Below are 22317 nucleotides of genomic sequence, written 5' to 3'. Positions count from 1 at the left end.
GACCCCGATGCCCCTGCTCTCCCGCCTTCGCCCGTCGCTGGACGCGAAACGCGCACTCGCCGGGCTGATCTCGATCGGCCTCGGCGTGGCCATCGTGGCCTTCGCGCTGCGCATGTTCGACGGCGGCTTCACCGAGACCGTGCCGGTGACGGTGCTCTCGCCGCGCGCCGGGCTGGTGATGAACCCGGACGCCGACGTGAAGCTGCGCGGGGTCACCGTCGGCACGGTGGAGTCCATCGCGACCAGGGCGGACGGGCTGGCCGAGCTCCGGCTCGCCATCCGCACCGCCGAGCTGAGCCACATCCCCGCCGATGTGACCGTCGACATCGCCTCCACCACCGTCTTCGGCGCCAAGTACGTGCAGCTGGTCCCGCCGGAGCGCCCCGGCTCCGCGCACCTGACCGCCGGGCAGGTGCTGGACGCGCAGCACGTCACGGTGGAGATCAATACCGTCTTCCAGCAGCTCACCACGGTGCTCGGCCGGATCGAGCCGGAGAAGCTGAACGAGACGCTCGGCGCCATCGCGACCGCGACCAGCGGCCGCGGCGACCGGGTCGGGCAGATGCTCGCCGACCTGGAATCCTTCCTGGCGCAGCTCGATCCGGCGCTGCCCGCGCTCTCGGCCGACCTCGCCGCCGCGCCCGGCGTGCTGAACACCTACGCCGACGCCGCGCAGCCGCTGCTCGACACCGCCGCCAACGCGAGCTCCATCAGCCGGACCCTGGTGGACGAGCAGCAGAACCTGGACGCCTTCCTGGTCGGGCTGATCGGGCTCTCCGACACCGGGACCGCGGTGCTCGCCGAGAACCACGGCGTGCTCGACAGCACGCTCGCCGCCCTGGTTCCGACCACCACCCTGACCAGGGACTACCGGGCCGCGCTCCAGTGCTCGCTGGAGGGGTTCGGCGATCTCTCCCGCTCCAAGCCGGTGGATGTGCCCGGGCTCGGGCTCTCGGCCAACTTCATGCTCGGCATCGAGCCCTACCGGTACCCGCAGCACCTGCCCAAGGTCGCGGCCTCCGGCGGGCCGCAGTGCTCGGTGCTGCCGGTGCCGTACGAGGGCAGGCCGCCGTACGTGGTCGCCGACACCGGCGCCAACCCCTTCGAGAGTGGCAGGCAGACCGTGGAACTGAACTCGGCCAGTATTCAGCAGCTGCTGTTCGGGCCGCTGCTCACGGGGGCGCCGCGATGAGCCCGCGCAATGGCCCGCTGCTCAAGTTCGGCGCCTTCGCGGTGGTCATGCTGGTGCTCTCCGGGCTGCTCTTCACGGTGTTCGGCGACTACCGCTCCGGCTCGCGGGCGGAGTACGCGGCGATCTTCGCCGACTCCTCCGGGCTCCGCCCCGGCGACACCGTGCGCGTCGCCGGCGTCGAGGTGGGCAGCGTGCGGAAGGTGACGCTGCGCGCCGACCACTCCGTGCGGGTCACCTTCGACGCCGATCGCACCCTGGCGCTGACCGAGGGCACCGCGCTGGCGGTGCGCTACCTGAACCTGGTCGGCGATCGCTACCTGGAGCTCACCGAGGCACCGGGCACGCCGGGGGTGCTGGCCGAGGGCGCGGAGATCCCGCAGCAGCGGACCTCGCCCGCGCTCGACCTGGATCTGCTGCTCGGCGGGTTGAAACCGGTGATCCAGGGGCTGGACTCGCGGCAGGTGAACGCGCTCACCTGGTCGCTGCTGGAGATCGTGCAGGGCAGGGAGGGCACCGTGGAATCGCTGCTGACGCGCACCGCCTCCTTCACCGGCACGCTCGCCGCCGACGGCCAGGTGATCCAGCAGCTGATCGACCACCTGAACACCGTCATGCAGACCCTGGCCAGGGAGGGCGACCGCTTCGGCGCCACCATCGACCGGCTGGACCGGCTGGTCGCGGAGCTGGCCGCGGAGCGCGACCCGATCGGCGACGCCATCACGGCGCTCGACACCGGCACCGCCACCATCGCGAGCCTGCTCACCCAGGCCAACCCGCCGCTGGCGGGCACGGTCGACCAGCTGAACCGGCTCGCGCCGCTGGTCGACGACGACAAGCAGACGCTCAGCGATGCGCTGGGCCGGGCGCCGGGGAACTTCCGCAAGCTGGTGCGGGCGGGCACCTACGGCAACTTCATCCAGTACTACATCTGCTCGATCATCGTGCGGGTCAACGACCCGGCCGGGAACGTGGTGGTGCTGCCCGCGATCGAGCAGACGACCGGAAGGTGCAGCAGGTAATGCTGGAGTACCGCGGAACCCACCTCGCCAGGCACGGCACCGTCGGCGTGGTGCTGATGCTGTGCGTCATCGCGCTCGGGTTGCAGGCACAGCAGTTCATCACCTGGGTGAGCACCGTGCGCTACCACGCGGTCTTCACCGAGGCGGGCGGGCTCTCGGTCGGCGACGACGTGGTGGTCTCCGGGACGAAGGTGGGCCGGGTGTCGCGGGTCGAGCTGGTGGACGGCGACGCGCGCGTCACCTTCGCCATCGACGAGACGGTGGTGCTCGGCGACGCCACCTCGGCCCGGATCAAGACCGGCTCGCTGCTCGGGCAGCGGGTGCTCACCCTGGTCTCGGAGTACTCGGCGGGCTCGCGCCCGCTGCGGCCCTTCGACACCATCCCGGCCGAGCGCACCGGCTCGCCGTACTCGCTCACCGACGCCGTCGGCGAGCTCACCACGAATGTCACCGAGACCGACACGCAGGCGCTGAACCAATCGCTCGACCTGCTCGCCGGCACCATGGACCGGATCGCGCCGCAGATCGGCCCGGCCTTCGACGGCCTCACCGAGCTCTCCCGCTCGCTCAACGGCCGCAATACCGCGCTGCGCGACCTGCTCGCCGCGACGGCCGACGTCTCCGGCATCCTCGGCGAGCGCGGCGCCCAGGTGAACAGCCTGATCCTGAACGCCAACGACCTGCTCGGCGTGCTCGCCGCGCGCAGGCAGGCGATCGTGGAGCTGCTGGCCAACACCACCGCCGTCGCCGACCAGCTGACCCTGCTGGTCGCGGACAACGAGGCCGAGCTGGCCCCCACCCTGGACCGGCTGAACTCGATCGCCGCCATGCTGCAGCAGAACCGGGACAATATCGCCGCGGCGCTGCCCGGCCTGGCCAAGGTCGCGATGACCCAGGGCGAGGCCGTCTCCGGCGGGCCGTTCTACAACGCCTACGTCGCGAACCTGATCCCGGCGCAGGTGATCCAGCCCTTCATCGACCAGGCCTTCGGTATCCAGCCGCAGCCCGCACCCACCCCGGAGCCGCCCCGATGACCCGCAGAATCCTGCTCGCCGCCGGCGCCGTGCTGGTCGTCGCGGCGCTCGCCGTCGCCGGGACCTACGGCTACCGCGCGGCTTTCGGGCCGCGCACCATCACCGCGGTGTTCACCACCGCCACCGCCATCTACCAGGGCGACGACGTGCGGGTGGCCGGGGTGAAGGTCGGGCGGATCGCCGACATCCGGCCCACCGGCACCAGCACCGAGATGGAGCTGGAGCTGGACCGCGGCGTCGCCGTCCCGGCGGACGCCAGGGCCGTCGTGGTGGCGCAGAGCCTGGTCGACGCGCGCTACGTGCAGCTCACCCCCTCGTACCGGGGAGCGGGGCCGACGCTGGCGGACGGCGCGGTGATCCCGCTGGAGCGCACCGCGGTCCCGGTGGAGTGGGACGAGGTGAAGACCCAGCTCACCCGGCTCGCCACCGAGCTCGGGCCCGATGCCGACCTCGCCTCCAGCTCCACCGGGCGCTTCATCGACAGCGCGGCCGAGGCCATGGACGGCAACGGCGAGAAGCTGCGCAGCACGCTGCTGGAACTCTCCGCGGTGGGCCGGGTGCTCGCCGACGGCAGCGGCGATATCGCGAGCACGCTCGGCAACCTGCAGAAGTTCGTCACCGCGCTGCGCGACAGCGATGTGCAGATCGTGGAGTTCCAGAACCGGCTGGCCACGCTCTCCAGCGTGCTGAACGACAGCCGCTCCGACCTGGACGCGGCGCTGGCGAGCCTCTCGGTCGCGGTGGGGGAGGTGCAGCGCTTCGTCACCGCGAACCGGGACCGGGCCACCGAGCAGGTGCAGCGGCTCACCGACGTGACGCAGAACCTGGTCGACCACCGGGACGACCTGGAGCAGCTGCTGCACGTCTTCCCGACGAGCATCGCCAACTTCTACAACATCTACAACCCGGACACCGCCACCGAGGCCGGCGTCTTCGTGCTGAACAACTTCAGCGACCCGATCCAGTTCGTCTGCTCGGCCATCGCCAGCCTGGAGAACGGCACCTCCGCGGAGGGGGCGCGGAAGTGCCGCGAGTACCTCGGCCCGGTGCTCGGGCTGCTCAACTTCAACTACCTCCCGGTCCCGGTGAACCCGGCGCTCGGCCCCACCGCGCGCCCGGAGAGCCTCATCTACACCGAGCAGGATCTGATTCCCCAGGTGGTGGAGACGACCTCCCCGCCCCCGCCGCCCCTCCCCGATCTCGGGGCCATCCTCTTCCCGGGAAGGTAGTGAGCCGTGTTCACCTCCGGAACAACGCGGCACGCGCTGCGCGCGCTCGCACTCGCGCTCGGCACCGTGGCGGTGGCGACGAGCTGCGCCTGGAACGGCGTCGAGACCCTGCCGCTGCCCGGTGCGCCCGGGCAGGGCGGCGATGCCATCACCATCGATGTCGAGATGGCGAATATCGGCACCCTCGTGCAGAACTCGCCGGTCATGGTGGACGACGTCGTGGTCGGCAGCGTGAGCGGTATCCGGCTCGACGGCTGGCACGCCGTCGTCCAGGCCTCGATCCGACCGGACGCCGCCGTCCCGGCCAACGTCGTCGCCACCGTGGGCCAGACCAGCCTGCTCGGCTCCAGCCACCTGGCGTTGAACACGCCCGCCGGTCAGCTTCCCGCCGGGACGCTCGCCTCCGGCGTCCGCATCCCGCTGAATGCCTCCTCCACCTACCCCTCCACCGAGCAGACCCTCGCCTCGCTCTCGGTGGTGGTGAACGGCGGCGGCCTCGGCCAGCTCGGCGACATCATCCACAGCCTGAACGACGCCTTCGACGGCAGGCAGCAGGAGGTCGGCGCGCTCCTGGACCGGCTGAACACCGTCATGGGCACCCTGGACGGCCAGCGCGCCGACATCCTCGCCTCGATCGACGCGCTGAACCGCCTCGGCGGCCGCTTCGCCGAGCAGCGCGACACCGTCAGCCGGGCCCTGACCGAGCTGCCGCCCGCCCTGGACGTGCTGCTCGCCGAGCGCCCGGCCATCACCGACGCGCTGAACCGGTTGCGTACCTTCAGCGACACCAGCACCGCGGTCGTCCGCGACGTGCAGGCCGACCTGGTCACCAACCTGCGCAACCTGGAGCCGACGCTCGCCGCGCTGGCCGACGTCGGCCCGCAGATCGATGCCGCGCTGGCCTACGCGACCGTCTACCCCTACGGGCAGAAGACCATCGACGGCGCGGCGCGCGGCGACTACCTCAACCTGTTCGCCACCGTCGACCTCACCATCCCCCGGCTGCGCCGGGAGCTGCTGCTCGGCACCCCCTACGGCGACCCGACCGCCGTGGTGCAGGCCGCCGTCGGCGACCCCGGCTACGCCCAGCAGATCACCGATCCACTCCGCGCCGGCATCGGAGGCCGCTGAATGCTGCTGTCCCGCTTCGTCAAGTTCCAGCTGGTCACCTTCGCGGTGCTCTCGGTGATCGGGCTGGCCGTGATGGCGACGGTCTACATGAAGCTGCCGACGCTGGCCGGGGTCGGCACCATGCGGGTGACGGTCGAGCTGCCCGCCACCGGCGGGCTCTACCGATTCGGCAATGTCACCTACCGCGGGGTGGAGATCGGCAAGGTGACCTCGGTCGAGCTCACCGACGACGGGGTGCTCGCGCACCTCGCCATCGACTCCGGCCGGGATATCCCGGCCGACCTGGAGGCGCAGGTGCGCAGCGTCTCCGCGGTCGGCGAGCAGTACGTGGAGCTGCGCCCGCGCACCGACGCGGGGCCCTTCCTGCGCGACGGCGCGGTGGTGGCCCGGCGCGACACGACCATTCCGCAGCCGGTCGGGCCGATGCTCGACTCGCTGAGCGCGCTGGTCGGCACCATCCCCACCGACCAGCTGCACGCCCTGCTCGGCGAGCTCTTCACCGGGCTGCACGGGGCCCAGTACGACCTGGAGACGCTGCTCACCTCGGGGCAGACCATCGCCACCGAGCTGAACGGGGTGGCGCCGCAGACCCGCACCCTGATCGAGGACGCGCAACCGCTGCTCGACTCCCAGGTGCGCTCCGCCGACGCCATCCGGATCTGGACCCGCAGCCTCTCCGGGGTCACCGCCCAGCTGGTCGAGAGCGATCCCCGGCTGCGCGAGCTCCTGCACTCCGGGCCGGGGTTCAGCGCGGAGCTGGAGCAGCTGCTCGGCCAGGTGCGGCCCACGCTGCCGATCCTGCTCGGCAACCTGACCAGCGTCGGCCAGCTCGCGGTGACCTACAACGCCGGGCTGGAGCAGCTGCTGGTGCTGCTGCCGCCCTCCATCTCCATGATCCAGGCGGTGCAGCCGAACCGGAACGCCGCCGGGCTCGGGCTCGGCGACTTCCGGATCAGCGGCGTCTCCGACCCGCCCGCCTGCACCGTCGGCTTCCTGCCGCCCTCGGAGTGGCGCTCGCCGGAGGACACCTCCGTCATCGACACCCCCGACGACCTCTACTGCAAGCTGCCGCAGAACTCCGATATCGCGGTGCGCGGCGTGCGCAATATCCCGTGCGCGGAGAACCCGGCCAAGCGCGCCCCCACCGCCGCGCTCTGCCACAGCGAGGAGGGGTTCGTCCCGCTCGCCACCGAGCAGCCGCTGCTCGGCCCCTACCCCCGTGACCCGAGCCTCGAGGGGCAGGGGATTCCGCCGGACTCGCGCTACGGGACCGCGCCCGCCTCCTTCGGGACGGCGCAGTACGACCCACACACCGGCAACTACCTCGGTCCGGACGGAAAGCTCTACCAGCAAACGGATCTCGCCGACAAGGCGGCGGTCTGGACGGACATGCTCCCGCACTGAACCCGATCCCGGCCCGGCCCGGCGCGGCCCGGCCCGGCACGGTCCGTAGCCCGGCTGGTCCGGCCCGGACGGCCCCCGACCCCCGCGGCCGGTCGGCCGCCCGTCGACCCACACACGCACCGGGCACCCCGCATGGAATGCGGGGCGCCCGGTGCGGATTCGGTCAGCGGCCGAGATCGGCCAGCGGACTGGTATCGCAAGCCCTACCGGCAGTGGTCGCCGCGGGCCGCTGGATCGTCGGCAACCCGAGCCCGACCGTCGCCTTGCGCCCGCGCCGCGAGTGATCCTTGTCCGGCTTGGGCAGCGCACCGGCCGTGACCAGCTCCGCATTCCCCTTCACGCACTCCGGATCGGGGCCGTCCAGCGGCATCCCGGTGAAGAACTTCGCCGCCATGCACCCGCCCTTGCACGAGTCGTAGGCCGAGCAGGAGACGCAGGCCCCGCCGGTCTGCGGCTCGCGCAGCCGGGTGAAGAGCTCGGAGCGCCGCCAGACGGATTCGAACCCGCCCGGATCGCGCACATTGCCCGCGAGGAATTCGTCGTGGATGGCGAACGGGCAGGCGTAGACATCGCCGACCGGGTCGATGAGGCACACCACCCGCCCCGCGCCGCACAGGTTCAGCCCCGGCAGCGGGGTGGAGCCGAGCGCGTTCAGGTGGAAGAACGAATCGCCGGTGAGCACCTGCTCGCCATTGGCGACCAGCCAGTCGTAGATGGCCAGCTGCTGATCGGTGGTCGGATGCAGCTCCGGCCAGACATCGGCACCGCGCCCGGACGGCCGCAACCGGGTGATCCGCAGCTGCGCGCCGAACCGATCGGCGATCGCCTTGAACTCGTCCAGCTGCCCGACATTGTGCCGGGTCATCACCACGGAGATCTTGAAGTTCTCGAACCCGGCATCGGCCAGATTCCCCATCGCCCGGTACGCCATGTCGAACGAGCCGGGCCCGCGAACCGCGTCGTTCACCTCGGCGGTGGCGCCGTCCATGGAGATCTGCACATCGACGTAGTCGCTTCCCGCGAGCTGCTTGGCCCGCGCCGCGTTCAGCCGCACCCCGTTGGTGGAGAACTTCACGCCGACGCCGTGGTCGACGGAGTAGTCGAGCAGCTCCCAGAAGTCGGGGCGCACGGTGGGCTCGCCGCCGCCCATGTTGACGTAGAAGACCTGCATGCGCTGCAGCTCGTCGATCACGGCCTTGCACTCGGCGGTGCTCAGCTCGCGCGGATCACGCCTGCCCGAGGAGGAGAGGCAGTGCTCGCAGGCGAGGTTGCAGGCGTAGGTGAGCTCCCAGGTGAGGCAGATGGGGGCGTCCAGGCCGTGTTCGAAGTGCTCGACGAGTTTCATGGTCGCTCCTGGATGGTCCCGGCGTCGGCGAGGCCCGCGAGCGCTCGCAGATAGTGGTCGTGCGAAGGGGCGGGCACCCCCGCCGCGGTGAGCGCGCTGGCCGCGTCGGGCTGCTCCGCGAGCGCGCGGACCACCGCCACCAGCAGCGGCGTCTTCAGGAAGGAGAGCCTGCGGGTGCCGTAGTCGTAGAGCAGCGCGCCGAACGGCTCGGGCCGCACCGACACCGAGGGTGCCAGTGCGTAGGCCCGGGCCGGGTCGAACGGCGGACGGTCAGTAGACACCGCACATGCCATCGATCGAGACCTCCTCGACCAGGACGTCCTCCTCGACCAGGGCCTCGGTCTTCGTGTCCTCGCTCATCTGCGTCTCCTTCCGGTATCGGTGTGACCCCGAGCATAATGTCAGTTGATGTCGAAAAGGAAGAGAATCTAATTTCCGAAACTGAACTACACTGTTGCCGGACTGGAGGAGGTGCCGAGTGACGGAGTCGTCGGTCCGGCGCATGCTGGAGCTCTTCGACGTGCGGCCCGCGGGCGACGGCCGCTTCACCGGGGGCAGCGACGGCGGCTCGCGCCGGGTGGTCGACGGCACCCAGCTGCTGGCCCAGGCGCTCGTCGCGGCGGCGAAGACCTTCGAGGACAAGGTGATTCGCTCCGGCCACGCCACCTTCTCGCGCGCAGTCGACCCCGAGCGGCCGGTGGAGTTCGTGGTCGAGGAGACGCACCGCGGCCGCTCGATGGCGAGCGCGGTGGTCGGGGTGGAGCAGGGCGGGCGGCGCTGCGCCACCGTCTCGGTGCTCGCCGACACCCCCACCGCCGACGTGGTGCGGCACCACGTGCCGCGCCCCGAGGTGCCCGGCCCGGCGGCGGCTGTCTCCGCCGACATGCCGCTCACCGGCCGTGACCTGCGCATCGTCGGGGTCGCCGATGTGAACGACCCGGACGAGGTCGGCCCGCCGGAGCTGCACGCCTGGCTGCGCTACGACCCGATCCCGGACCGCGACGACCTGGCCAAGGCGCTGCTCGCGCACTTCACCGGCCACCTCTCGGTCTCCGCCACGCTGCGCGCGCACCCCGGCGTCGGCACCGCGCAGGCGCACCACACCCTCTCCACCGCGCCGATGACGGTGGCGGTCCGCTTCCACGAGCCCGCCGGGTGGGACGGGTGGCTACTGTATTCGCACGAGAGCATCCAGGTCGGCGCAGGCATGTCCTGCGTGCGCGGGCTGGTGCACACCGAGGACGGGCGGCTCGTCGCCTCCTTCACCCAGGAGGCCATGATCCGCCCGCTGCGCGGGGACGACACCGCCATCCCGGCGGAAGCCCGGCTGTGAGAAGGGAATACCGATGACCGATCACCCCGGCTTCCTGACCCGCCCCGATTACCGGGTCGACATCCACGCCCGCCGCAACCTGATCACCGTGCACCACGAAGACCGGCTGGTCGCGGAGAGCATCCGCGCGCTGCTGGTGGACGAGCAGGACCACGGGCTGGTCTTCTACCTGCCGCGCGCCGACGTGAAGGTGCAGCTGGCCGCCGACGAGTCGCGCGCGAGCACCTGCCCCTTCAAGGGCGCCGCCACCTACTGGCGCTTCGACGGCGACGGCGGCGAGGCGCTGGTCTGGAGCTACGAGGATCCGGCGCCGCAGGTGGCGCGGTTGCGCGGGCACGTCGCCTTCTATCAGGACCGGGTGCAGCTGCGGGTCGGGGTGGCGACCCCGGCGGTCAGCGGCCGGGGCTGAACTCGGCGAGCCGCGGCAGCACCGCCGCGGCGAAGAGCTCCATCGTCGCCTCCGCCTCGCGCGGCGAGACCAGGAAGACGATCGCGTCCAGGCCCTGTGCGGCCCGCTCGGCGAGCTGCTCCGCCACCATGGCCGGGGTGCCGACGTAGCCGTCCGCCAGCCCGTAGGCGGCGGCCGCGTACCGCCGCCCGGCCCGCGCCCGCACCGCGGGCAGCGCGGCCTCGTCCGCGGCCAGCGCGAGCACCGCCTGGTGGGAGCGCGCGATGGTGGCCGGGTCCCGGTCGATCGCGGCGCACTCCCGCTCCAGCGCCGCGGTGAGCGCCGGACGGTCGCGCAGCCCGTAGGTGGGGATGTTCCAGACGTCGGCGTACCGGGCGACCAGCGGCAGCGTGTACTTCGGCCCCGCGCCGCCCAGGTGGATCGGGGGCCGCGGCCGCTGCACCGGGCCCGGCACGTTCGGCAGCTCGGTGACCCGGTAGTGCGCGCCGGCGAAGGTGGTCGGCGCGCCGGTGAACATCCGGGTGACGATCTCCAGCGTCTCGCCGAGCCGCGCGGCGCGCTCGGCGGCGCTGCCCCACGGCAGCCCGGCCCGGCGGTGCTCCTCCTCGATCGAGCCGCTGCCGAGCCCGAATGCCAGCCTGCCGCCGGAGATGATGTCCAGCGTGGTGGCCATCCGGCCGAGCAGCGCCGGTGCCGGAAGGTGTTGCACAGGACGAGGGCGCCGACCCGGAGCGTCGCGGTGCCGCAAAGCAGCGCGGTCGCGGTGGTCCACGCCTCCAGCGCGGGCTGCTCCGCGGCGCCGGGCACCGCATCCCCCGACGGTAGCCGAAACACCCGGTCGCGCAGGGAAAACGAGAGCCGGATTTCCATAGAGCAAGTTATTGCGTGACGGGTGTCACTCTGGCTAGGGTGATGCGTCAACCCTGGTTCCACCCGCTCGAGAAGTAGGCACAATCGGTGATCGATCGCGATTTTCGCCGCTCGCTGCGCAAATACCTGCGCTTTCCCCGCGGCGTCCGTGCCCGGTTGCTCGCCATCGTGCTGATCCCGAGCGTGGCGCTGCTCGGCATCGGCGTCGGCGCGGCGGTCTACCTGGTGCGCGACGCGCAGGAGGCGCAGGACTGGGCCGACCTGGCCGGCGCCACCTGCGCCCCCGCGATCAACCTGGTCCGCACCTTCCAGGTGGAGCGGCAGGCCTCGCTGCTGCACCTGGCCGGTGACCCGGCCGGCACCCAGGGGCTGCCCGCGGCCCGGCTGGCCTCGGACGCGGCCATGCGGCAGATCGTCGACATGGGCAATGCCGCCGCCGAGCTGCGCCCCGACCTGGCCGGCGACATCTCCGGCTTCCAGGCGCTCTACGCCGAGATGCCGCGGCTGCGGCAGGCCGTCGACGTGCGCGCGCTCCCCACCGCCCAGGCCTTCGAGGCGTACAGCACCGTCATCGACACCATCGTGGCCGCGACGCTGCTCGCCGCCGACGTGGCGCCCGGCGGCGATATCGCGGTCGAGCTCTACAAGTCGGTGCACCCGCTGCGCGCGGCCGAGGCGCTGGCCAAGGCGACCGCGCTCGGCGTCACCGCCGAGCTGACCGGCGCGCTGAGCGCCGCCGAGCTGGCCCGGCTCGCCGAGTACGTCGGCGACGCGCGCGGCGAACTCGGTTACGGCCGAACGGTTCTCAAGGGTGACGAGCAGGCGGTGCTGCAGCGGATCCTGGCGGGGCCGGAGTACCAGCGCCTCGTCGAGGTGCAGAACGCGGTGCTGGAGCGCGGCGCGGTGACCGGGAGGGGCACCCCCGAGGAGCTGCCGGTCGGCACGGTGGAGTGGCAGCAGGCCTCGTCCGCGGTCACCACCGGGCTGCTCGCGCTGTGGGAGCAGCAGGCCACCTCGGCGCAGCGCCTCGCCAAGGCCGACGGCGACGAGACCAGCCGCAACGCCTTCCTCGGCGGGCTCGGCGTGCTGCTGGTGGCGGTGCTCGCCTTCGGCGCGGCCGCGCTGCTGGCCCGGCGCTTCGTGCAGCGCATGCGGCGGCTGCGCGGCGACACCCTCGAGCTCGCCGACAAGAAGCTGCCCGAGCTCATGAAGGCCATCGGCAGCGGCGCCCCCTTCGACCCGGATGCCCAGGTGGAGCGGCTGGAGTACGGGCTGGACGAGGTCGGCCAGGTCGCCGACGCCTTCAACCGCGCGCACCGGGCCGCGGTGGACGCCGCGGTCGCGGAGTCCAAGACCAGGTCCGGGGTGAGCACGGTCTTCCTCAACATGGCCTACCGCAGCCAGGCCATGGTGCACCAGCAGCTGGTGCTGCTCGACCGCGCCGAGCGCGACGAGGAGAACCCGGACCGCCTCGACATGCTCTTCACCCTCGACCATCTCGCGACCCGGGTGCGGCGCAACGCGGAGAACCTGGTGATCCTCGGCGGCGAGCAGCCGGGCAGGCGCTGGCGCAACCCGGTGCCGCTGGTCGAGCTGGTCCGCGGCGCGGTCGCGGAGAGCGCGGACTACCAGCGCATCCACACCGCCAAGCTGCCGGACGTGCGGATCATCGGCGCCGCGGTGGCCGACCTCATCCACCTGATCGCCGAGCTCACCGACAACGCCACCGCCTTCTCGCCCACCGAGACCCGGGTGGAGATCTCCGCGGCGCTGGTCGGGCGGGGGATCGCGCTGGAGATCAGGGACCAGGGCATCGGCCTCGCCAACGAGGAACTGGCCGAACGCAATGCGACGCTGGCGAACCCGCCGGACTTCAGCGTCGCCGACCTCTCCGGCGATGCCAGGCTCGGGCTCTTCGTGGTCGGCAGGCTGGCCACCAGGCACCGGATCTCGGTGCGGCTGGCGCACTCCGACTACGGCGGGATCAAGGCCATCGTGATCGTGCCGTCCTCGCTCATCGCCACCGGCTGGGAGCCGCCCACCGGTGCGCACGAGCTGGTCGGGGTCGGCTCGAGCGGGGAGAGCGCCAGCCGGCCCCTGCACCGATTGCGCCCGGACGACTTCGACCCGCCGCGATCGTGAACGACCCGCATGCGTCCTGGTTCGACGAGGACGCGGGCCCGATCGGCCGGCTGTACGCGGTGACCCGCGGCCGGACCGGTCGCGGCCGCCCCGAGCTGGACATGCTCACGCTGGTCGCGGCGAACCGGTTCGGCGGGCTGCGCCGCACCGAGCCGGAGTACGCCGAGATCCTGCGGCTCAGCCGGGAGCCGCAGTCGATCGCGGAACTCGCGGCGCTGCTGCACCTTCCGCTGGCCTCGACCAAGGTGCTGGTCGGCGACCTGGTGGACGACGGCCTGCTCGAGTTCCGCGCGCCGGTGCTCGCGCCGGACACCGCGAGCGCTGATATCGGTGTCCTGCGCGCGCTGCTCAGGGGGATCGAGGCGCTGTAGGCCCGGTCCCGGGGCGGCCCCCGGGCTGCGCGGCCGGGGCTCAGCCGAGCGTGGCCGCCAGCCTGCCCGCGTTCATCCAGCCGATCGCCTCGATCGAGACCATCGGGTTCACCCCGGACGAGGTGGGGAAGCAGGAGGCATCGGCCACCACCAGGTTCGGCACCTCCCAGGTGGCGCCGTCCGGGTTCACCGCGGAGTGCTCGGCGCTGCCGCCCATCCGGGCCGAGCCCATGATGTGCAGCGCCGCCATGGCGCACTGGCCGGGGCCGTACCCGGCGCTCGCGCAGCGGGCCGCGAAGGCCGCGTGGTCGCCGCGCTTCCCCGGCTCGTAGGAGGCGCCGGACTGGTGCCCGGAGGTGATCGCCCGCGCGCCCGCGGCCTCCAGGATCTCGGCGGCGCCGGTGATGCCGCGGTGCAGGTGCGCCCGGTCCCTGGCGGAGAGCGTGTAGTGCACGATCGCCTCGCCCTGCTTGTCCACGGTCACCCGCCCGTGGTCGCGGTCCCTGGTGATCACGCCGATGGCGGCGGTGTGCGCCAGGTTCAGCATGGCGTCGCGGTGCGCGCCCGCGCCGCGCCAGTTCATGAAGCCGACCAGCATGCCGGGGTGCATCGGCCCGGTCTCGTAGATGACGCCGTAGCCGTCGCCGTCCAGATCCGCGTGCTGCCGGGAGATCCGGGTCTGCAGCCCGCCCTCCCACGGCCTGATCTCGTCGTCGAAGGCGCCGAAGACCGCCGAGGCCGGGTGCAGCCGCAGGTAGTCGCCGATGTTCTTGTTCCGCAGCCCGGAGCGGCGCAGCAGCGCGGGGGTCTGGATGGCGCCCGCGGCGACCACCACCGCCCTGGCCCGCACGGTGAACTCGGCGCCGTCGGCGGTGCGCGCGGTGACGCCGGTGGCCCGGCCCGCGGTGACCTCGACCCGGCGCACGTCGGCGCCGACCACCAGCCGGGCGCCGCGCTCGGCGGCATCGCGCAGCCAGGTCTTGGTCGCCGACTGCTTGGCGCCGATCCGGCAGCCGTAGCCGCAGCGGCCGCACTCGGTGCCCGCGTCGCAGGCGTCGGTGACATTGCGCGGCAGCGTGTCCAGCTCCCAGCCGAGCGCGGTGACGCCGCGCTCCAGCACGCCGTCGCGGGCCGAGAGCGGGGAGCGCTCCGCGGTGACCGCGATCCGGCGCACCACCTCGTCCAGTGCGGCGCCGTACTCGTCGCCGGCGAACTGCTCCGCGCCGAGCGCCGCCCACTCCGCGCGCACCGGGTCCGGCGTGCGCAGCGAGGTGCTCCAGTTCACGACGGTGCCGCCGCCGAGGCAGCTGCCCGCCACCAGGGTCAGCTGGCCCTCGGTGGTGGCCTGCGGGCCGGGGGAGTAGAACCGGGTCAGCGCGTCGAGTTCGCCGCCGCCGAAATCGGCGTCGTCGTAGTACTCGCCGCGCTCCAGCACCACCACGTCCAGCCCGGCGGCGGCCAGCCGGGCCGCGGCCGCGCCGCCGCCCGCGCCGGAGCCGACCACCACCACATCGCACTCCAGCACCTGGGAGCCGGTGGGACGCAGCGGTTTCAGCGCGGGGGCGGGCGCCGACGCCAGCGGGCCGGGCGCGGCCGGGTACCCCATCTCCTTCCACAGCGGGTTGTCGCCGTGCGGGCCGGGGGTGGTGTAGTAGGAGAGCAGCGCGGCCTGCTTCAGCGCCTGGAAGATCGCGCGCTTGGGGGCCAGCCGGGAGTTGCCGAGCCCGAGCAGCAGCCGCTCCCGCTCGGCCTGGGTGCGGGCCGAGAAGCGGCCCGGCGCACCGCCGGTGAGCAGCGCGAGCAGTGGGGAGTCCCAGATGCCGAGCAGGGTGGCGAGCTGCTTGCCCTCCGCGGCGCGCGGATTGCGGGCCAGCAGCCGCAGCACGACGTCGGGCACGCCGAGCTCGGAGGCGGCGGGCAGGGCGCTGCCGTCCCCCGGTGCGAACGTGTCGCAGATCAGCGTGAGGGCCGCGCGCTGACGTGCGGTGAGGTCCATGCGAACTCCCGGCAGTATGTGAATCACGACTCACATGAATAGGCTGTGGCGAACCATACTCCGCAGGACAGCCGGGAGTAAAGCGGCATAGACCAGGATGTTCGGGCTGAATTCCGAATTACTTCGGGGAGTCGCCCGGGGTCGCGCGCTGGCGCCAGACGTCCAGGATGTCGGTGGCGAAGGTGCTGGTCGGCAGCGGCGGGCGCTGGCCGGTGGCGACGTGCGCGGCGAGCGCGGCCAGCCGGGTCGCGGCGCGCGCGGGCCAGCCGTTGGCCAGGGTCCAGGCGTAGACGTCGTCGCCGGTGAAGGAGTGGCCGTGCTCGTGCGCGATGCTCAGCACCGCGGCGGCGTCCCGGCGATCCTGCGGCGCAGTGAGATTCGAGGCCGGGTCGACCAGCCCGGAGAGCGTGGTCAGCGCCTCGGCCACCACCGGGTCGAGCCGGGCCGCGCCGGGCGGCGGCACCGCGGGGCCGAGCAGCCGCGGCTGCGCGGCCTGCGCCCAGGCGGCGACCTCGTCCAGGCTGTTCGGCACCACGCAGAGCGCGGTGGTGCGGCGGTCGTCGGCGATCCGGGTGAGCTCCTCCGGGGTGGGCCAGGCCGCGAGCACCGGCCCGCCGCGCCAGGTGGTGGCGGGCCTGCGCCAGGTCGCCACCAGCGCCCTGACCTCCTCGACGAACTCGCGCAGCCAGGGGTTGTCGTCCACGTTCGACCGGCCGGGCGCGTAGACCAGCGGCGTCCCGCCGTAGCGCCGGGATCTGCGCGTGACCCAGGCGATTCCGTCGGACAGCCCGGGGTCGTCACCGACAGCGGTGAGTGCGGTCGGGTAACGCCATCGGCCCGCGGCAGACATGCGGACCATCCTCGCATTACTGCGAGCGTCGAGTAGCGAGTGTCCGGTTCGAATGTCTCGGCGGTTAACTGGTCCAACCAGTTGACCAGAGAGGGGGTGCTGCGGGATGCTGGGGGAGTGGACATCACCCCCGTCACCCGCGCCTCGGTCTCCGACGAGGTCTTCGGGCAGCTCGTCACCGAGATCCTGGCCGGGCGGCTGGCGCCGGGCGCCGCGCTGCCCGGCGAGCGCGAGCTGGCCGAGCGGTTCGGGGTGAACCGGCACGCGGTGCGCGAGGCGCTCAAGGGGGTGCGGCAGGCCGGGCTGGTGCGGATCGCGCAGGGCGGCAAGACCAGGGTGCTGGACTGGCGGGCCAGCGCCGGGCTGGACGCGCTCTCCGCGCTGGCCGAGACCGGCGCGGTGCCGCCGGTGCGGATGCTGCGCGATATCGCGGAGCTGCGCCGCAGCGTCGCGGCCGACGCGGCCCGGCTCTGCGCCGAGCGCGCCACCCCCGAGCAGCGCGCCGCCGTCACCGCGGCGGCCGCGCGCTACCCGGCCGCCACCGACCGCCCGGTCGACGCCACCGAGGCCGACCTGGACTTCTGGACCGCCGTGATCGACGGCTCCGGCAATATCGCCTACCGGCTCGGGCTGAATACCCTGGTCGCGGCGTTCGGCGCGATCGGCTGGCCGGTCATCGCCGACCTCGGGCTCTTCCTGGAGTACGTGGACCGCGACGCGCACGCCGAGCTGGCCCGCCGGATCGCCGCGGCCGACGCCGACGGCGCGCACGCGCTCGCCACCGAGCTGCTCGGCCGCATGGTCGCGCTGCTGGCCGGCGGGGTCGAGGAGTAGCGGTGTTCGACCTTATCCTGCACGCCATCCCGGTCTTCGTGCTCTGCCTCGCGCTGGAGGCGGCCTCGTTCCGCTTCCGCCCCGATGAGGACACGCTCGGCTACGAATTCCGCGACGCCCGCACCAGTATCGGCATGGGGCTGGGCAGCGTGGTGGTGAACGCGGGCTGGAAGCTGGCGCTGGTCGCGATCCTGGCCGCCGCGTACACGCTCTCGCCGCTGCACCTGCCCGCGGACACCTGGTGGTTCTGGGCGCTGCTCTTCCTCGCCGACGACCTCGCCTTCTACTGGTACCACCGCACGCACCACACCATCCGGGTGCTCTGGGCCAGCCACGTGGTGCACCACTCCAGCCGCTACTTCAACCTCTCCACCGCGCTGCGCCAGCCCTGGACGCCGTTCACCGCCATGCCCTTCTGGCTGCCGCTGGCGCTGCTCGGCTTCCCGCCGTGGGCCATCCTGCTGCAGCAGTCGGTGAGCCTGCTCTACCAGTTCTTCCTGCACACCGAGCGGGTCGGGAAGCTGTGGGCGCCGGTCGAGTTCGTATTCAACACGCCCTCGCACCACCGCGTGCACCACGGCGCGAACCCGGAGTACCTCGACCGCAACTACGGCGGCATCCTGATCGTCTGGGATCGGCTCTTCGGCACCTTCGAGCCGGAGCGGGCGCGGGTCAGGTACGGCCTCACCACGAATATCGCGACCTTCAACCCGGTGCGGGTGGCCACGCACGAGTTCGCCGCCATCTGGCGGGATGTGCGCGGTGCGGCGGGCTGGCGGGAGCGGTGGGGGTTCGTCGCGCGCGGGCCGGGGTGGAAGCCCGCCGGTCAGTAGGCGAAGCGGGCGACGGCGCGCAGGAGCGCCGCGCCCATGGCCGGGCTGCCGGTGTGGCCGGAGTCCTCGATGACGTGCAGGCGGGCGTCGGGCCAGGCTTTGCCGAGTTCCCAGGCTGTCTCCAGCGGGCTGGAGATATCGAGGCGGCCGTGGATCAGTTCGCCGGGGATGCCCGCCAGCCGGTGCGCGTCGCGCAGCAGCGCGCCCTCCTCGAGCCACGCGGCATGCGCGAAGTAGTGTGTGCAGATGCGGACGAAGGCGAGCAGCGCGGCGTCCACTTTGGCGCTGTATTGGCCGGGGCTGCCGAGGGATTCGTGGGCGATGGCGGCGTCCTCCCAGCGGCACCACTCGACGGCCGCGTGCCGGCGGACATCGGGGTCCGGGTGCTCCTGCAGCAGTCGGTAGCCGTCGACCAGGTCATCCGTATCCGGGACGACGGCGCGGAAACGTTCCCACTCGGCGGGGAGCAGCCGGCCGAGGCCGCGGTACAGCCAGTCGGTCTCGCGGCGGCGGGTGGTGGTGACGCCGACCAGCACGATGCCGGTGACCCGCTCCGGATACCGCTCGGCGTAGGCGAGGACGAGGGTCGACCCCCAGGAGCCGCCGAAGAGCAGCCAGCGCTCGATGCCGAGGTGCTCGCGCAGCCGTTCCATGTCGGCGACGAGGTGGCCGGTGGTGTTCACCGACATGTCGGTGGCCGGGTCGGCCGCGCTCGGGGTGCTGCGGCCGCAGCCGCGCTGGTCGAACTGGACGATGCGGAAGATATTCGGGTCGAACGTCTTTCGCGGTCCCGGTGTGCTTCCGCTGCCCGGGCCGCCGTGCACCACCAGGGCCGGGCGGCCCTCCGGGTTGCCGCTGGTGCACCAGTAGACGTGGTTGCCGTCGCCGACGTCGAGGAGGCCGTCGGCGTAGGGGTCGATCGGGGGGAAGGGGGCCGTCACGATGGTCGACGGTACGCACCGGGGAGGTGGACTCACCCGCGGGCGGCGTCGACGGCGGCGCGGGCGTTCACCCGGCCGTGGCCGTACCAGGGGCTGTGGCCGGTGGCGTCGTAGGCGCCGTTCGCCTCGTCGATGCGATCGGCGGTGCGCTGCAGGATCTCCCGGACCTGCACGCGGGTGAGCTCCGGCCGCACGGCGAGGACCAGGGCGGCGGTGCCCGCGACGCCGGGGGCGGCGCTGGAGGTGCCGCCGAACTCGGCGGTGTAGTCGCCCGCGGCGTCGCCGAGCGCCGGGTCGCCGGGGTTGTATCCGCCGCGGCCGCGCCGGTCGACGGTCCAGATGCCGGGGGTGAGCGGTGCCGGGTGGCGGAAGGGGGCGTGTTCGAAGTCGTTGCTGGGGAACGCGACCGCCACCGCGGCGCCGGTGTCGCTGTAGACGCTGCGGGTGCCGGTGTCGTTGCAGGCGGCCACCGCGAGCACCGCCGGGTGGCCGGCGTAGCCGTCGTTGTCGGCGGGCTCGTTGCCATTGCCCGCCGCGAAGACGATCACGCAGCCGCGGCCCCCGCGGCCGCTGTTCGCGGCGTACTCCAGCGCCAGCCGGGTGCTCGCCGGAATCGGGACCACGCGCTGGTGGGCGGGGTCTGCGGGGCGGTACCAGGCGCCGTCCGCCGGGCCCCAGCTGCACGAGATCACGTCGGCGCCGTGGTCGGCGGCCCACTGGAAGGCGCGGGCCTCCGCCTGCGAACCGAGGCCGGAGGCGAGCCTGATCGGCAGCAGGGTGGCCTCCGGCGCGACTCCCGAGGCGCCCGCGCCGCCATTGGCGACGGCGACCCCGGCGCAGGCGGTGCCGTGGTTGTCGCCGTACTCCGGGCCGGTGCCGTTCTGGTCCTTCGGGCGCGGGTCGTCGGTGCCCGCGGTGACGTCGCGCGGGGCGACGACCTTGCCCGGCCCGGCGAACTCGGGGTGGTCGATGTCGATGCCGTCGTCGATCACCGCCACGGTGATGCCCCTGCCGCGGGTGATCGTATGTGCCGCCTCCACGTTCGCGTGCGCGTCCACCGGCGTGTTACCGATGGTGGTGGCGCGCAGGTGCCACTGCTGCGGGGCGATGGTCTTGCGGGCGCGGCGGCGGATCAGCTCCGGGTGGCTGTACTCGACGTCGGGGCGGGCCAGAAGTTCCGCGGCGAGGGTGAAGACGCGCCGGCCGGTGCGCTCCGGGGCGGCGGTGAACCAGGCATTGGCGGCGTAGCCGACCTGCTCCTTGACGGTCAGCCCGGCCTCGGCGAGCACCGCGCGGCAGCGGGCCGGGTCGGCGTCGTCGGTGAACTTGACGAAGAGGTTCTCGGTGTAGAGCACCGGTTCGTTCGTGGCCGGGTCGACCAGGACGTGTCCGGCGAATCGGACCTCCGGTGCGGCGTCCAGCGCCCGGATCCGCTCGGCGACCGGCTGCCCCGGCGGCAGCCGGTAGACCTCGACGCCCACCTCCGGATGGGACTGGACGACGACGGCGCCCGCGAGCAGGTCGCGCAGGGGAAGCGGGACCGAGCCGCGCTGCCGGGGGACCGCCGGGCCGGATACGGCGCGCACCACCAGCAGCTCCGCGCTCGGCTCGAACCGGCTGCCCGGCTCACCGGCCCGGCCGAAATAGGCTGTGGGCACCGTCTTCTCCTTCGTTCCCGGAACAGGATGCCGACGGTAGTGCCCGCGTTTCTCCCCACTGAAATGTATAGCGCGAGGTGGGGCTTGCGGCAAGGGGGCGGTGGGGGGTCAGAATCGCTCTCCCGGGCGCCGGACGGTGGCCGGGGGAGGAGGGAATCGTGCGGGTGTTGATCTCGACCGTCGGGTCGCGGGGTGAGGTGCAGCCGGTGGTCGCGCTGGCTCGGGCGCTCGCCGGGCGCGGGTACGAGGCGGTGGTGGTGGGGCCGCCCGATTTCCGTTCGTGGGCCGAGGGGCTCGGGGCGGAGTATCGGCCGGTCGGGCCGGAGTTGCGCGGGACCGCGCGGCGGGTGCCGGGGCCACCGCCGACCGAGGAGCAGCGGCGGGCCATGATCGCGGGGACCGTCGACGCGCAGTTCGACGCCTTGCTGGCGGTCGCGCCGGGGTGCGGGGCCGTGGTGGGCGGCGGGGCGCTGGCCATCGCGGCGGGGTCGGTGGCGGAGTTCGCCGGGGCGCGCTACTCGTACGCGGCGTTCGCGCCGGTCACCCTGCCCGCTGCCGCGCACCCGCCACCGGCGTTTCGCGGGGTCGAGCCGGGGACGTGGGAGCAGGATGCCGAGCGCTGGAACCTGCTCTGGGCCGAGCCGCTGAACGCCCGCCGGGCCGCGCTCGGGCTGGCGCCGGTCGCGGACGTCAGGGCGCACCTGTTCACCGCGAGCCCGCTGCTCGCCGCCGATCCGGTGCTGGCGCCGTGGCCGGAGCCCGGCGGCCCGGTCCGGCAGACCGGTGCCTGGCAGCTTCTCGACCCGCGGCCGCTGCCTGCCGAGGTGCTCGCCTTTCTGGATGCCGGCGAGCCGCCGATCTTCGCCGGGTTCGGCAGCATGCCCGAGCCGAGCGGCGCCGCCGAGGCTCTGCTCGGCGCCGCCCGCGCCCTCGGCCGCCGCCTGATCGTCTCCGCGGGCTGGTCCGGCTTCACCGTCGACGCACCGGATTGCCTTCTCGTCGGCGAACTGGACCTTCGCCAGCTCTTCCCGCGGGTCGCCGCCGCCGTGCACCACGGCGGAGCCGGAACCACGACCACCGCCGCCGCGGCCGGTGTCCCGCAGGTCGTGCTGCCCCAGATATTCGACCAGTTCTACTTCGCCGACCGCGTCGCCACGCTCGGCATCGGAGTCCCGTACACCGTTGCCCCGGAATCCGATTCACTCACCTCCGCCCTCTCCGCGGCCCTCGATTCCACCGCCCGCGCCCGCGCCGTCGCGCGCGAGATCCGCCCCGACGGCGCCCAGCTCGCCGCCGACCTGATCACCGCGGGCTGACCCCGCCCAGCTGCCCGTACGGCACCAGATACTCCCGATCCACCCGGCTCCGCCACCCCTCGTCGGTCGCCTCCAATGCCCGCCCGCCACCCGCGGGATCCCTCGGCCACGGCTCCCGCAGGTGAATCTGGATATCGTCCTGCAGAATCCGCACCAGCTCCATGGCGAACTCCGCCGCCGTATCGCTTCCCGGCTCGGTCGGGTCCAGCGCCGCGGTCGTCCCGACCTCCCGCACGGTAAGACTCACCCACCCGTCCGGCTCCGGTCGGCCGCTCTGCTCCCCGAACCTCCGCCACTCCGCGTCGTACGTCGATCCGACCTCGGCCGGTAACCCCGTCGATCGCTCGATATCGGCTGCCACCAGCCGTGCCCCGCGAACGGCTTCGTCTATGTCCACCTCATCATCCTTC

At 72.9% G+C, this 22317-nt stretch carries 22 protein-coding genes; 13 read left to right on the top strand and 9 right to left on the bottom strand.

From position 1 onward, the window contains the following. Positions 1 to 7 precede the first annotated feature (7 nt). The 6 genes from AB0H71_RS19385 to AB0H71_RS19360 are packed head-to-tail and all read left to right on the top strand — an operon-like array spanning position 8 to position 7009. Positions 8 to 1192, top strand: a complete 1185-nt coding sequence (locus AB0H71_RS19385; protein ID WP_357022417.1) for an MCE family protein — start codon at positions 8 to 10, stop codon at positions 1190 to 1192. Then, entirely contained in the window at positions 1189 to 2211 is a 1023-nt protein-coding gene (locus AB0H71_RS19380) for an MCE family protein (RefSeq protein WP_357022414.1), read from the top strand. The genes AB0H71_RS19385 and AB0H71_RS19380 overlap by 4 nt, the downstream gene beginning before the upstream one ends. After that, positions 2211 to 3245, top strand: coding sequence for an MCE family protein (locus AB0H71_RS19375; protein ID WP_357022412.1), 1035 nt, complete (start codon positions 2211 to 2213; stop codon positions 3243 to 3245). The genes AB0H71_RS19380 and AB0H71_RS19375 overlap by 1 nt, the downstream gene beginning before the upstream one ends. After that, complete coding sequence (locus tag AB0H71_RS19370) at positions 3242 to 4474, top strand: MCE family protein (protein ID WP_357022409.1); 1233 nt, start codon at positions 3242 to 3244, stop codon at positions 4472 to 4474. The genes AB0H71_RS19375 and AB0H71_RS19370 overlap by 4 nt, the downstream gene beginning before the upstream one ends. A 6-nt stretch (positions 4475 to 4480) precedes the next feature. Further along, entirely contained in the window at positions 4481 to 5605 is a 1125-nt protein-coding gene (locus tag AB0H71_RS19365; protein ID WP_357022406.1) for an MCE family protein, read from the top strand. After that, positions 5606 to 7009: an MlaD family protein gene (locus AB0H71_RS19360; RefSeq protein ID WP_357022403.1), complete on the top strand. Its 1404-nt coding sequence runs from the start codon at positions 5606 to 5608 to the stop codon at positions 7007 to 7009. It begins immediately after the preceding gene. Between the two features lie 163 nt (positions 7010 to 7172). Here AB0H71_RS19360 and mftC read toward each other — a convergent pair whose 3' ends face one another. The 3 genes from mftC to mftA are packed head-to-tail and all read right to left on the bottom strand — an operon-like array spanning position 7173 to position 8714. After that, positions 7173 to 8354, bottom strand: coding sequence for a mycofactocin radical SAM maturase (gene mftC, locus AB0H71_RS19355; protein ID WP_357022400.1), 1182 nt, complete (start codon positions 8352 to 8354; stop codon positions 7173 to 7175). Beyond that, positions 8351 to 8635 carry a mycofactocin biosynthesis chaperone MftB gene (gene mftB / locus AB0H71_RS19350; protein ID WP_245650705.1) on the bottom strand — a complete coding sequence of 95 codons (285 nt, stop codon included), beginning with the start codon at positions 8633 to 8635 and terminating at the stop codon, positions 8351 to 8353. The genes mftC and mftB overlap by 4 nt, the downstream gene beginning before the upstream one ends. Beyond that, on the bottom strand, positions 8625 to 8714 hold the full coding sequence (gene mftA / locus AB0H71_RS19345; RefSeq protein WP_357022395.1) for a mycofactocin precursor MftA: 90 nt from the start codon (positions 8712 to 8714) through the stop codon (positions 8625 to 8627). The genes mftB and mftA overlap by 11 nt, the downstream gene beginning before the upstream one ends. 142 nt (positions 8715 to 8856) lie before the next feature. On the opposite strand from mftA, the gene AB0H71_RS19340 reads away from it, so the two are divergent. Beyond that, positions 8857 to 9687 (top strand): thioesterase family protein, encoded by an 831-nt coding sequence (locus tag AB0H71_RS19340; protein ID WP_357023275.1) that lies wholly within the window; start codon positions 8857 to 8859, stop codon positions 9685 to 9687. A 13-nt stretch (positions 9688 to 9700) separates the two neighbouring features. Continuing rightward, positions 9701 to 10096, top strand: coding sequence for a DUF427 domain-containing protein (locus AB0H71_RS19335; protein WP_357022392.1), 396 nt, complete (start codon positions 9701 to 9703; stop codon positions 10094 to 10096). On the opposite strand, the gene AB0H71_RS19330 is transcribed toward AB0H71_RS19335, so the two are convergent. After that, positions 10080 to 10805 (bottom strand): LLM class flavin-dependent oxidoreductase, encoded by a 726-nt coding sequence (locus AB0H71_RS19330; RefSeq protein WP_357022390.1) that lies wholly within the window; start codon positions 10803 to 10805, stop codon positions 10080 to 10082. The two genes, AB0H71_RS19335 and AB0H71_RS19330, sit on opposite strands and share 17 nt — an antisense overlap. Before the next feature lie 248 nt (positions 10806 to 11053). Between AB0H71_RS19330 and AB0H71_RS19325 the strand changes: the two genes are divergently transcribed. Continuing rightward, positions 11054 to 13108, top strand: a complete 2055-nt coding sequence (locus AB0H71_RS19325; protein ID WP_357022387.1) for a nitrate- and nitrite sensing domain-containing protein — start codon at positions 11054 to 11056, stop codon at positions 13106 to 13108. Beyond that, complete coding sequence (locus tag AB0H71_RS19320) at positions 13105 to 13479, top strand: DUF742 domain-containing protein (protein ID WP_357022384.1); 375 nt, start codon at positions 13105 to 13107, stop codon at positions 13477 to 13479. Before AB0H71_RS19325 ends, AB0H71_RS19320 begins: the two co-directional genes overlap by 4 nt. A 40-nt stretch (positions 13480 to 13519) precedes the next feature. Here AB0H71_RS19320 and AB0H71_RS19315 read toward each other — a convergent pair whose 3' ends face one another. Further along, positions 13520 to 15475 carry an FAD-dependent oxidoreductase gene (locus AB0H71_RS19315; RefSeq protein ID WP_357022381.1) on the bottom strand — a complete coding sequence of 652 codons (1956 nt, stop codon included), beginning with the start codon at positions 15473 to 15475 and terminating at the stop codon, positions 13520 to 13522. A gap of 118 nt (positions 15476 to 15593) precedes the next feature. Next, entirely contained in the window at positions 15594 to 16325 is a 732-nt protein-coding gene (locus tag AB0H71_RS19310; RefSeq protein ID WP_357022378.1) for a hypothetical protein, read from the bottom strand. Positions 16326 to 16442: 117 nt separating this feature from the next. Between AB0H71_RS19310 and AB0H71_RS19305 the strand changes: the two genes are divergently transcribed. Beyond that, positions 16443 to 17159 carry a GntR family transcriptional regulator gene (locus AB0H71_RS19305; RefSeq protein WP_357022375.1) on the top strand — a complete coding sequence of 239 codons (717 nt, stop codon included), beginning with the start codon at positions 16443 to 16445 and terminating at the stop codon, positions 17157 to 17159. Between the two features lie 2 nt (positions 17160 to 17161). Then, positions 17162 to 17992, top strand: coding sequence for a sterol desaturase family protein (locus AB0H71_RS19300; RefSeq protein ID WP_357022372.1), 831 nt, complete (start codon positions 17162 to 17164; stop codon positions 17990 to 17992). Here the strand turns inward: AB0H71_RS19300 and pip are convergent. Together pip and AB0H71_RS19290 are read right to left on the bottom strand one after the other, a co-directional pair. Then, entirely contained in the window at positions 17986 to 18933 is a 948-nt protein-coding gene (gene pip / locus AB0H71_RS19295) for a prolyl aminopeptidase (protein ID WP_357022369.1), read from the bottom strand. The genes AB0H71_RS19300 and pip overlap by 7 nt on opposite strands. A 32-nt stretch (positions 18934 to 18965) precedes the next feature. Then, on the bottom strand, positions 18966 to 20591 hold the full coding sequence (locus AB0H71_RS19290) for a S8 family serine peptidase (RefSeq protein WP_357022366.1): 1626 nt from the start codon (positions 20589 to 20591) through the stop codon (positions 18966 to 18968). Between the two features lie 158 nt (positions 20592 to 20749). On the opposite strand from AB0H71_RS19290, the gene AB0H71_RS19285 reads away from it, so the two are divergent. Further along, entirely contained in the window at positions 20750 to 21907 is a 1158-nt protein-coding gene (locus AB0H71_RS19285) for a nucleotide disphospho-sugar-binding domain-containing protein (protein ID WP_357022363.1), read from the top strand. Here AB0H71_RS19285 and AB0H71_RS19280 read toward each other — a convergent pair. Further along, positions 21894 to 22154, bottom strand: a complete 261-nt coding sequence (locus AB0H71_RS19280; RefSeq protein ID WP_357022360.1) for a hypothetical protein — start codon at positions 22152 to 22154, stop codon at positions 21894 to 21896. The two genes, AB0H71_RS19285 and AB0H71_RS19280, sit on opposite strands and share 14 nt — an antisense overlap. Positions 22155 to 22317 lie beyond the last annotated feature (163 nt).

The sequence above is a fragment of the Nocardia sp. NPDC050697 genome, assembly GCF_040654395.1.
GTDB lineage: Bacteria > Actinomycetota > Actinomycetes > Mycobacteriales > Mycobacteriaceae > Nocardia.
The sequence above is the reverse complement of the archived record's forward strand: the minus strand, read 5'-3'. Positions and strand labels throughout refer to the sequence as shown.